This window comes from Sulfurimonas sp., from assembly GCF_028694605.1.
Classification (GTDB): domain Bacteria; phylum Campylobacterota; class Campylobacteria; order Campylobacterales; family Sulfurimonadaceae; genus Sulfurimonas.
Window position 1 is genome coordinate 1 of the sequence record NZ_JAQVKP010000023.1, and the last position, 10,923, is coordinate 10,923.

Annotated in this window: 11 protein-coding genes and 2 tRNA genes; 8 read left to right on the forward strand and 5 right to left on the reverse strand. The window is 37.3% G+C overall.

Annotation, left to right across the window (positions count from 1 at the left end):
* The first annotated feature begins 64 nt into the window (after window positions 1-64).
* The 5 genes from PHY84_RS11040 to PHY84_RS11060 all read left to right on the forward strand — a co-directional run bounded on the left by PHY84_RS11040 (window position 65) and on the right by PHY84_RS11060 (window position 5,561).
* Entirely contained in the window at window positions 65-1,294 is a 1,230-nt protein-coding gene (locus PHY84_RS11040; protein ID WP_299859774.1) for an ATP-binding protein, read from the forward strand.
* A gap of 106 nt (window positions 1,295-1,400) precedes the next feature.
* Window positions 1,401-2,561: a type II toxin-antitoxin system HipA family toxin gene (locus PHY84_RS11045; RefSeq protein WP_299859776.1), complete on the forward strand. Its 1,161-nt coding sequence runs from the start codon at window positions 1,401-1,403 to the stop codon at window positions 2,559-2,561.
* 2 nt (window positions 2,562-2,563) lie between these two features.
* A complete protein-coding gene (locus PHY84_RS11050; protein WP_299859778.1) occupies window positions 2,564-2,782 on the forward strand; it encodes a helix-turn-helix transcriptional regulator in 219 nt (72 codons plus the stop codon).
* Between the two features lie 11 nt (window positions 2,783-2,793).
* Entirely contained in the window at window positions 2,794-3,756 is a 963-nt protein-coding gene (locus PHY84_RS11055; protein ID WP_299859780.1) for a glycosyltransferase family 4 protein, read from the forward strand.
* 71 nt (window positions 3,757-3,827) lie between these two features.
* The gene (locus PHY84_RS11060) at window positions 3,828-5,561 is read left to right on the forward strand and encodes a nucleoside-diphosphate sugar epimerase/dehydratase (RefSeq protein ID WP_299859782.1); all 1,734 of its coding nucleotides are present in this window, start codon (window positions 3,828-3,830) and stop codon (window positions 5,559-5,561) included.
* Between the two features lies 1 nt (window position 5,562).
* Here the strand turns inward: PHY84_RS11060 and PHY84_RS11065 are convergent.
* From PHY84_RS11065 to mraY, 5 genes are all read right to left on the reverse strand, one after another.
* Window positions 5,563-5,638, reverse strand: a tRNA-Phe gene (locus PHY84_RS11065).
* A gap of 21 nt (window positions 5,639-5,659) precedes the next feature.
* A tRNA-Phe gene (locus PHY84_RS11070) sits at window positions 5,660-5,735 on the reverse strand.
* Window positions 5,736-5,775: 40 nt separating this feature from the next.
* Complete coding sequence (locus PHY84_RS11075; protein ID WP_299859784.1) at window positions 5,776-6,339, reverse strand: formyltransferase family protein; 564 nt, start codon at window positions 6,337-6,339, stop codon at window positions 5,776-5,778.
* The gene (murD, locus tag PHY84_RS11080) at window positions 6,339-7,538 is read right to left on the reverse strand and encodes a UDP-N-acetylmuramoyl-L-alanine--D-glutamate ligase (RefSeq protein WP_299859786.1); all 1,200 of its coding nucleotides are present in this window, start codon (window positions 7,536-7,538) and stop codon (window positions 6,339-6,341) included. Before murD ends, PHY84_RS11075 begins: the two co-directional genes overlap by 1 nt.
* Window positions 7,538-8,599: a phospho-N-acetylmuramoyl-pentapeptide-transferase gene (gene mraY, locus PHY84_RS11085; RefSeq protein ID WP_299859788.1), complete on the reverse strand. Its 1,062-nt coding sequence runs from the start codon at window positions 8,597-8,599 to the stop codon at window positions 7,538-7,540. The genes murD and mraY overlap by 1 nt, the downstream gene beginning before the upstream one ends.
* Before the next feature lie 86 nt (window positions 8,600-8,685).
* On the opposite strand from mraY, the gene gpmI reads away from it, so the two are divergent.
* The 3 genes from gpmI (at window position 8,686) to PHY84_RS11205 (ending at window position 10,817) form a co-directional block, all read left to right on the forward strand.
* Window positions 8,686-10,161, forward strand: coding sequence for a 2,3-bisphosphoglycerate-independent phosphoglycerate mutase (gene gpmI / locus PHY84_RS11090; RefSeq protein ID WP_299859790.1), 1,476 nt, complete (start codon window positions 8,686-8,688; stop codon window positions 10,159-10,161).
* A 13-nt stretch (window positions 10,162-10,174) separates the two neighbouring features.
* Window positions 10,175-10,342 carry a DUF4160 domain-containing protein gene (locus PHY84_RS11200; protein ID WP_363317912.1) on the forward strand — a complete coding sequence of 56 codons (168 nt, stop codon included), beginning with the start codon at window positions 10,175-10,177 and terminating at the stop codon, window positions 10,340-10,342.
* Between the two features lie 361 nt (window positions 10,343-10,703).
* Complete coding sequence (locus PHY84_RS11205; RefSeq protein ID WP_363317913.1) at window positions 10,704-10,817, forward strand: DUF2442 domain-containing protein; 114 nt, start codon at window positions 10,704-10,706, stop codon at window positions 10,815-10,817.
* The last annotated feature ends 106 nt before the right edge of the window (window positions 10,818-10,923 follow it).

Below are 10,923 nucleotides of genomic sequence, written 5' to 3' on the forward strand. Positions count from 1 at the left end.
TCATAAAAAAGCACCTTGTATTGGTCTGTTGTCGTAAACAAATTATACTTTAAAGTGCCTATTTATGGGCTTTATTTATGCTTTTGAATGTAGGAAATTTAGGATTTTCTATGTGCGAAAGTTGAGTGACTTAGTTAAAAAGTTAGAACTAAAACATATCCAAGTACTTCAAGGCATAAGAAGGAGTGGTAAATCAACACTATTTAAACTTCTCATAAATCACTTGAGTCAAACTATAGACCCTCAGGAAATTTTATATATAAACCTTGATGATCCTTTTTTTATACCATATAGCGACGATCCAACAAGACTCTATGAAGTAATACAAACTGCTAAAAAATTAACACAAAAGAAGATTACCTATATATTTTTAGATGAGATACAAGCAATAAATGGCTGGGAAAAATATGTCAAAAGCGTATATGATAGCCAAGAATTTCAAAAGATTTTTATTACAGGTTCAAACTCTTCACTTTTAAATGGTGAGTTGGCTACTTTACTTACAGGTAGATACATCACCAAAAAAGTCTATCCACTTTCACTAAAAGAGCTACTAAAAATAAATAATATCAACTCATACATGGAACTTATAGAAAATACTCCAAAAGTATTGAATATAGTTGATAATATGCTTAACTTTGGCTCATTTGTAGAAGTTTATGACACTAAAGAAGAGTTTAGAAGAGAAATCCTAAGTAGCTATTACGATACTATCTTACTAAAAGATTGTGTGGCCAATAATGCTATAAGAGATGTAAAAAGTTTTAAAGAGTTGAGCTATTTTTTACTTTCAAATATAAGCTCATTGTATTCATACACATCACTATCAAAAGCGATTAAAATACATGATAAGAGTATAAAAGAGTATATCTCATATCTAGAAGAGAGTTATTTGGTAGATGAGTTAAAACAGTTTTCTTATTCACTTAAAGAGCAAAACAATTCAAAGAAAAAGATTTATTGTAATGACAATGGATTTGTCTCTCTTAGCTATAGCTTTTCTAGTAACAAAGGAAAACTACTTGAAAATTTAGTTTATACAGAACTGGTAAAAAACAATTATGAAATATACTTTTACAATAACAATTTTGAGTGTGATTTCATCGCCAAAAAAGAGGGTATTACTATTGCCATACAAGTATGCTATGAGCTAACTTTACAAAATCAAGATAGAGAGTTTAATGGACTTTTAAAATTACCATTTGAGGCGGATGAAAAACATATCATTACATATAACCAATCTGATACAAAAGAGAATATTACAGTTACACCATTTTATAAATTCTTTTTCTAAGTTGGAGTGATAGTCAATGCAATGTTGTTTAAAAATTATGTATAATTTACTTTACAAAATATAACTTTTATACTATAATTGTAAATCAATTTATACAAGGTTATTTATGATAGAGATATTTCACCATCAAAAATCAGTCGCATCATTTATCAAAGATAATAGAAACTTCATCATAGATTATAAAGATTTTGATATAAAAAACTCTATATCACCTTCACTACCAAATACTCAAAAGATATATTTGTATGATTATAAATTCCCACCTTTTTTAGAAAGTTTTTTACCAGAGGGGTATTTGTATGAGATATTTAAAAATATCTTATCAAAAGAGTATGGTAAGGTGGATGACTATCTGATATTTTCATTACTGAGTTCAAATATCCAATCAAGAGTAGAGTTTAAAAGTGATCTGCAAGACAGTGTTGAATTTCCCCAGTTTGATATAGAAGATATTTTGGCAAACGATACAAACGATACTTTTAACACTCTTCTTCAAACTTTTTTAAACAAAAATGCCATCAGTGGAGTGCAGCCAAAAACAATAGCACTTTTAAAAGATAAAGAGAAATTAGACACCAAAGAGTACATCATCAAAACTTGGGGTGAAGAGTATCAAGACTTAGCACTCAATGAATACTTTTGCCTTAAAGCTGTACAAAAAGCAGGAGTCAAAACTGCAAATGTACAACTCTCACTTAACAACACGTTTTTAATAGTAGAGAAGTTTACACTAAAAAGCGATGGTAGTTTTTATGGATTTGAAGAGATAATTTCTTTGATGGATAAAAACAAAGAGAGTAAATACGATGGAAGCTATGAGCAAATAGCCAAGATTATCTACTCATACACTACCAACAAAAAAGAGTCGATGATAGCTTTTTATAAAACAGTAGTGATGAACTACCTACTTAAAAATGGTGATGCACATCTAAAAAACTTTGGCTTACTTTATGATGATGATTTTAAAAATATATTTTACTCTCCTGTGTATGATGTGGTAAATACTGTTGTATATATTCATAAAGACAAGCCTGCTCTTATGCTTGATGGTAAAAAGATATGGCACTCAAAAGATACTCTTATAAAATTTGGTCAGAAAAGTTGTCTTTTGAGTTTGAGTGAAGCTAAAGAGTATTATAAAGAGTGTTACGATGCACTTGAGTGGGCTATAGATGAACTTGAAAGCTTTTTAAAAGTACATCCATATTTTAAGATAGGTAAGATGATGTTAGATAGCTGGAAACATTCACTCGAAGAAGGAGCTTAGTGATGATATTATCAGAACTTGGAAAAACTATTAAAGATTTACGAAAACAAAAGGGATTATCACAAGAAGTATTGGCAGAGCAGTCTGGTATCTCAAGAGCGACTCTATCTAAACTAGAAAATGGGTATATAGCAAATATAAGTATAGTCACCATCAATCAAATACTTTCATTGCTTGGCTATGAGATAGATATCAAGCCAACAAATCCATTTATGACATAAGGAAAAAACAGATGATTTATATAATATTACTTTTACTATCTTTTGGATTGACATACTTTATAAAAGAGTATGCTATCAAAAAATCACTTGTAGCTACAGTAAATGAGCGAAGTAGTCATAGTGTACCCACTCCTCATGGTGGAGGGATTGCAGTAGCTATTACTTGGTTTATAGGGCTTATATATCTTTATATGAACGATCAGATAGAACCGACACTTTTTTATGCACTTATCGTTGGTGCAGTGATATCTGCCGTGGGTCTAATTGATGATATAGTAGAGCTTAGAGCAAAAAACAGAATGATGGTTTTTGGTTTAGTGGGAGTTGTCGGTCTTTATATCATTGGAGGGTTAAGTAGTATTAACTTTGGGTTTTTTAGCATTGAAAATCAGATTGTTGTAAATATCTTTGCTTTGCTCTTAGTGCTGTGGTATATAAATCTGACAAACTTTATAGATGGCATAAATGGTTACTTGGGGACAAAGTTTGTATTTTTAAGTGTAGCCGGAGTGTTGCTGTTTGGCGGAGTTTATTTTGCCATACTTGGTGTATCTGTGCTTGGGTTTTTATATTGGAACTTTGGAAAAGCAAAGATATTTATGGGAGATGTAGGCAGTACGCTTCTTGGATATACTATAGCTATCATTACACTCTACTATGCAAATATAGAAGCCTCTAACTTATGGATATGGATTACGCTTTATGGGGTGTTTTGGTTTGATGCTACATTGACGCTAGTGCGTAGAAGGCTAAATGGTGAGAAGTTGTCTCAAGCTCATAGAAAACACGCATACCAAAGGCTTACTCAAGCAGGGTGGAGCCATAGCGGAGTTACGCTTTATGCTTTGGGGCTAGATATATTGATATTTTTACTGGTATATTTTAGACCAAATATTGCCGTAAGTTTTATGTTTAGCTTGCTATTGCTTTACGGCGCTATGAAATTTGTAGATAGCAAGAAAAAGTTTGAGTAAGAGACGGTAAAAATTGGTAAAATGCTAAAAATATTAGAAAATATGCAAATACATCAAAATTGGATTAAAAAATGTTTTATATAGATAAGAGAATCTTAAATTTCTTAGTAATTATCTTTCTTAGTGTTTTGACTTTTTGGTGGACTTTTTTTATATTTCATCAGCCTATAGAGTGGCAGGTAGTCGCAGGGGTGATTGCGGTGCGAATCTTTGCCTCTTTGCTCATCTTTAAAGACTATAGTTTAAGCTGGTCAAAAGCAACTCAAAGAACATTTTTGCTAAAAAGTGTCGTATATATAGCTGCATTTTTGGTTTATGCTCCTTTCTTTTATGCAAAGGTACGCTTCTCGCTTCTGGCAAGCGAACTTTTTTCATATCTCTTTAGTATCAACTTTTTGATGTATGTTTACTACTATTTTATCAACAAAAACAGAACAACAAAAACAAAATCGGCAGTTATATATGGTGCGGGAAAAGCAGGCATAAAGCTTGAAGAGGAGTTTGCCAACAGTGAGTACAAAGTAAAATACTTCGTAGATGATGACGTGATACTTCAAAAAAGATCAATAGACGGGATTAGAATCCTCTCAAAGGAAGAACTAAAAGAACGCATATCCAAAAACGGCAAATTGGATTTGCTGGTAATCGCAATGCCATCGGCATCCAAAGAGAGAGTGAGGGAGATATATGAGAGACTTAGTGCATACTTCAAAGCCATAAAAGTTCTTCCCTCTTTCGATGAAATACTAAAAAGCAAAGAGTTTTCTGCTCAGCTAAAAGATATAAGCGTAGAAGATCTTCTCGCACGACACCCGAAAGATTTGGATACGGCAGTTATTAAAAACTTTATAAATGGAAAAAAAGTGCTTATTACAGGTGCGGGCGGAAGTATAGGAAGCGAGATAGCCAGACAGTGTGTCACGTTTGGAGCAAAAGAGTTGATTTTGCTTGATCACAGCGAGTTTAACCTCTATGCTATCGCTGAAGAACTCTCCAGTTTTAAACCGGTTCTTGTGATGCAGTCAGTGGTAAATAAAGAACTTTTAGATAAAACTTTTGAGATACATAAACCAGAGATAGTCATCCATGCCGCCGCTTATAAGCATGTACCTCTTGTGGAAGAGAACATCGCAGAAGCTATCATAAATAATGTCATAGGAACTAAAAATACAGTAGATTGTGCCATAGAGCATGGTGCTAAAAAATTTGTGCTTATCTCGACGGACAAAGCGGTAAGACCGACAAATGTAATGGGAACAACAAAAAGAATTTGCGAGCTTTATGCTCAAAATGTAGATTCAAGCAACACGGAGATAGTTGCAGTACGATTTGGAAATGTTCTTGGGAGCAGCGGCAGCGTGATTCCAAAATTCAAATCTCAAATAGAGCAGGGTGGTCCCATTACTGTTACGCATCCAGACATTACACGCTACTTTATGCTTATACCGGAGGCGTGTGAACTTGTACTGCAAGCAGCTTCCATCGGCAAAGGCGGGGAGATATTTATCCTTGATATGGGAGAACCTATCAAAATAGCAGACTTGGCAAAAAAGATGATTGAACTTAGTGGACGTGACGACATATCCATAGAGTTTAGTGGACTTCGCCCCGGTGAAAAACTCTATGAAGAACTTCTTATAGATGATAGCGATGCAAAAACAGAGTACGAGTCTATCACTGTTGCAGGAAAAACAATGTATGATATAACAAAGCTAAATCATGATATATCTGAGTTGGTTAGCATAAAAAAGAAACTAGAAAAACTTAAAGAGATGGTGCCGGAGTTTAATCACAATATAAACTAGGTGGTGGCTAATCTCGGAATCGAACCAAGGACACGCAGATTTTCAGTCTGCTGCTCTACCGACTGAGCTAATTAGCCATGAAGTTTTATAAAAGAAAGTGGTGGCTAATCTCGGAATCGAACCAAGGACACGCAGATTTTCAGTCTGCTGCTCTACCGACTGAGCTAATTAGCCATCTTTTAAGAGCGCAATTGTATCTGTTTGGGACTGAAAGTTAGCTTATGAGGGCTTGAAATGCCTCTACTATTGCGATTTTTTCTAGTTCTTTGATTTTTGCCTCTAGGGAATCGACGGTTTCATTCTCGCACAGTAGAAGACTTTTTTGCAGGATGATTTTGCCCTCATCATAGTTTTCGTTCACCTCATGGATGGTAACGCCACTTGCCTTTTCACTGTTTTTGACAACGGCTTCATGTACAAGGCGTCCATACATGCCTGCTCCGCCGTAGCTTGGAAGGAGTGCTGGATGGGAGTTGATGACTTTGAAATTTTGTGTGATATTTGTACCGACTTTTTTCATATAGCCGGAGAGAAAAACATAGGAACATCCATATTCATGTAAAAGCTCTTCAATTTTTGCATCTGGATTTTGGGTTGTTTTTGTGTTGATAACAAAGTTTTTAATGCCATGAGCAGTTGCGGTTTCTAAAACCGTGGCACTGGAGTTGTTGGAGATAACAAGAGGAATCTCAATGGTGAGTTTGCCGCTTTGCATCGCTTCATATAGTGCGACAAAACCGCTTCCGTTATAGGATGCAAGGATGGCAACTCTAAACACTACAAGGCTCTGATAGCGGCTTTGAACTGCTCGCCTCTGTCGGCGTAGGATTTGAACTCATCAAGGCTTGCGGCGGCCGGAGATAGAAGAGCTGCTTCATCTGCTTGCAAAACTTTGTCTATTTGAGCAACTGCATCGGCGAGATTTTTGCAAAGTTCAAAAGCAACACCATATTGCTGTGCGAGTGTGCAAAGTTTCTCTTTGTTTGAACCGATAGTATAAATCTTGACATTACAGTTTTGCAGATAGGCAAAGAGTTCGCTCAAATCGACCCCTTTGTCATCCCCGCCCAAAATAAGCCGTACATACTGCTCTTTGTAGCGTTTGAGTGCCACTATGGCTGCATCAAGGTTTGTTGCTTTTGTGTCGTTGACCCAGAGGCGGTTTTTGCTGTCTCTTAGCTCCTCTTGTCTGTGAGGGTCTATGACAAACGAGTTTATTTTTGCATAATCAACTCTGTCAAAAAGGATTTTATCAACCGCCATTGCTAAAAGTGCGTCCATCAAAAATGCGCCTTTGAAGCTGACTTTGTCTATCTCTATGTCAAAAGATGAAGCCAAATCCATCTCATCCTTGTAGGTAATGAGATGTGCCTCCGTTTTGACATCTTTGTATGCTTCTGGGATGATTGCTACCTCGCCCTCACGCATCTTTGAAAGAGGCTTTAGTTTTGCGTCGATATACTCCTGCATGCTGCCGTGCCAGCTGAGATGGTCAGGCGTGATGGGAAGTAAGACATAGATATTTGGCGAGGCTTTTTTGGTATAGTGGATGGTAAAAGAGCTTGTTTCAAGAATCCAGATTTGGGCGTTTTGATCTAGGTCTCCAAGCGGTGTTCCTATGTTGCCGCCCTCAAGTGAGCCGTTTTCTTTGAGAAGATACTGCATCATCTGTGTAGTTGTTGTTTTGCCATTTGTGCCGCTTATCCAGATACTAAGAGGCGTTGCATGCGTAAAGCAGTCATATTCGCTTATAAGGTTCTTGGCTTTTTGTATCAGCGGATTTGAGGGCGGAATCCCGGGGGACGGTATCTCTAAATCCGAATAGTTTGGGTTAAAATCAAAGGGCGGTTTTACCTTGTAGCCATTTTCGTCCGTAAATGGTTTTGTGCATTTGTCGTCGTAAAAAGTTGGGTTTGAAAAGAGTTTTGCAAGAGCTTTTGTGGTCTTGCCATAGCCAAACAGAGATACTCTTTGCATTAGCGAATCTTTAGCGTAATTAGAGCGATGATATTTGAGAGCGTTGCGATAATCCAAAATCGTACGATTATCTTGTTTTCTGCCCAGTTTTTCATCTCAAAATGGTGGTGGATAGGCGCCATAAGAAAAACCCTCTTTTTTCTAAGTTTGTAGCTTCCTACTTGAAGTATGACCGAGAGAGTCTCTATAACAAAGATAGAACCCATCAGCAAAAGCAGTATCTCGCTTTTTGAGATAATCGCAAGATAGCCTAAAAATGCTCCGACGGTAAGCGAGCCGCTGTCTCCCATAAAAACTTCTGCGGGATGACAGTTGTGCCATAAAAAGCCAGTCAATGCACCGATGAGCGCACTAGAGACGATGGCAACCTCACCAATGTTGATATTTGGCATAAGCAGGTAAGAGCTAATAGTTGCATTTCCTGTGATGTAGATAATAATACTCAGCGAGGCAAGAGCCGTGATGGATGGAACCGTCGCAAGTCCGTCAAGTCCGTCTGTTAAATTTACTGCATTGGATGTTGCGATGATAACAATAGTCCAAAAAATGACGGCAAAAAAGCCCATATCCAAGAGAGGATTTTTTAAAAATGGAACATAAAGCTGTGTGTTAAAATCTCCGAGATTGTATAAAAAAAGCGACATCGAAAATGCAAAAAGAGTTTGCAGAAAAAGTTTTGTTCTCGCTTTTAAACCTGCAAGATTTTCATTTTTTTTGATTTTTGCAATATCATCCTGAAAGCCTATAAATGCAAACAAAATGAGCGTAGCAACCGCACCGAGTGCATAAAAATTTGAAAATTTGATGCTAAGCAGTGAAGCTAAAATAGTTGCAAAGATAAAAACAATCCCGCCCATTGTGGGCGTTTTTGCCTTGCCTTGATGGCGCTGCGGCGCCCACTCATTTATGGGTTGTACGCTTGAGGTTGCCTGTGCCCATCTGATAAAACGAGGAAGAAGAAAAAGCGTAAAAAAGAGTGCAAGGAAAAATGAGATTCCGGCTCGTACCGTAATATAGCCAAGAAGATTGATATGAAGAATTTCTGAAAGCCAATAAAGCAATGTAAATAGTCCTTATGTAATAAAAATGACATTATAGTATAATTGCATAAAAGTATAATTATGAACTCAATTTTAAAGGATTTGTATTGGCAAAAAAGGCTATTTTAGTCATAACAGATGGTATAGGGTATAGTGCAAAAACTGATTTTAACGCATTTTATAGTGCCAAAAAACCTACTTATGACAAACTTTTTAGTAAAACCCCACACTCGCTTATAGATACATTTGGACTAAGCGTTGGTCTGCCTGAGGGACAGATGGGCAACTCCGAAGTCGGGCACATGAGCATCGGGAGCGGAAGAGTTTTGTATCAGGATTTAGTAAAAATCTCTCTTGCCCTAAGCGAAAACAGCTTCAAAGAAAATCCTGAATTTGTAAATCTTTTGGCACACTCAAACAGAGTTCATCTTATAGGGCTTATGAGTGACGGCGGTGTTCACTCTCATATAGACCACTTTATGGGGATAGCGGATTTGGCGGCTAAAGAGGGCAGAGAGGTTTTTTTGCATCTTATAACAGACGGCAGAGATGTCTCTCCTACCTCCGCAAAAACATATCTTCAAAAAGTTGCTATGCACATAAATGAAAAAATAAAGATAGCTACTATTTCGGGTCGTTTTTACTCCATGGACAGAGACAACCGCTGGGATAGAGTGCAAAAAGGGTATGGGGCGATGGTGGACGCAGCGCCTAAAACTGACCTAAACCCAACTGCATACATTGACGCATCTTATGCAAAAAATGAGACGGACGAGTTTATAGAACCTGTCGCTTTTGGCGCTTATGACGGTATGAGAGATGGTGATGCGGTTTTGACTGTCAACTTTAGGAGTGACCGTATGAGGGAGCTTGTCACTGCTCTTGGAGATATAAATTTTAACGGCTTTGCAAGAGAATTTAAAAAGCTCCATATCGCCACGATTACAGAGTATGACAAGAGTTTTGCGTATCCCGTACTCTTTAAAAAAGATTCGCCCAAAAATACTCTCTCTGAGGTAATCTCAAAGGCAGAACTAAGACAGCTTCATACGGCTGAAACCGAAAAGTATGCCCATGTGACTTTTTTCTTTAACGGCGGGATTGATGAGCCTTACGAGAACGAGACAAGGATTTTGATACCCTCTCCGAATGTAAAAACTTACGATGAAAAACCACAGATGAGCGCGCCTGAAGTCGGCGAGGTAGTTTTAAAGGCTATGGATGATGAGTATGATTTTATAGTCGTAAATTTTGCAAACGGCGATATGGTAGGGCATACCGGAGATTTTGAAGCGGCAAAAATAGCGGTAAATGCGGTGGATACGGAGCTTGGCAAGATTTTACAAAAGGCAAAAGAGAAGGGTTACGGCGTAGTTATAACTTCTGATCACGGAAACTGCGAAGAGATGAGAGATGACGAGGGGCATATTTTGACAAACCATACAGTAGGTAAAGTCTGGTGCTTTGTCGAAGCCGAAGGTGTAACAAAGGTTGAAAACGGCGCTCTTAACAATATAGCACCGACTGTTTTGAAGCTTATGGGGCTTGAGATTCCATCTGAGATGGATCATTCATTAGTGTAAAAGAGAGTGTTCTATGCCCATAATTTCCTATTTTTTCGGTATCATTGTCAGGATGTACCATGATAATCATCCGCCAAAACATATTCATGTGGAGTATCAAGGTTATGTTGCTTTAGTCTCAATCGAAAACGGTGACATACTAAAGGGCACCTCTAAAAATTCTAACCACCTTCAGCGATAAAGCCAAGTTCACAATCAAGGCGGCTCTTTGCAGCCCTAGCTAAGGCTAAGGCAAAAAGAGGCAACGCAGAGTGTGGACTTGGCTCTATCGCCCTATGGGAGGGTTTAAAAAAGCGATATGCCGCAAAACTTTTTATCGCCTTAGCGTTGGCTAAGGCTCAAAAAAGATTTTGCATCATCTCATCTTTTTTAAATCCCTCTGAAGGTGGTTAGAATTTTTAGAGGTGCCCTAAAAGGTACTCTTCCCACAAAAGCTCATAATCTTGTAAAGGAGTGGGTGAGAAACCATTTGGTGGAGCTAGAGAAAAATTGGCAATTTGCTCAAGATTTAGAGCCGTTAGAAAAAATCGCAGGGGCTGATAATGATTAATATTATAAAAGTTGATTATATAGAAGATTATGCGCTTAAGATATGGTTTTCAAACGACACTGTGGGTACCATTGATTTTAACTATTTACTCAACTTTCGCACATAAAACCCAGCTCTTTTTTGGTGTAAGCACCGATAACAGCGACAAGATGTTGTAATTCCTTTGAAGTCTTGAGATTTTTATGGATATTGGCTATGTTGGTAAGGATTTG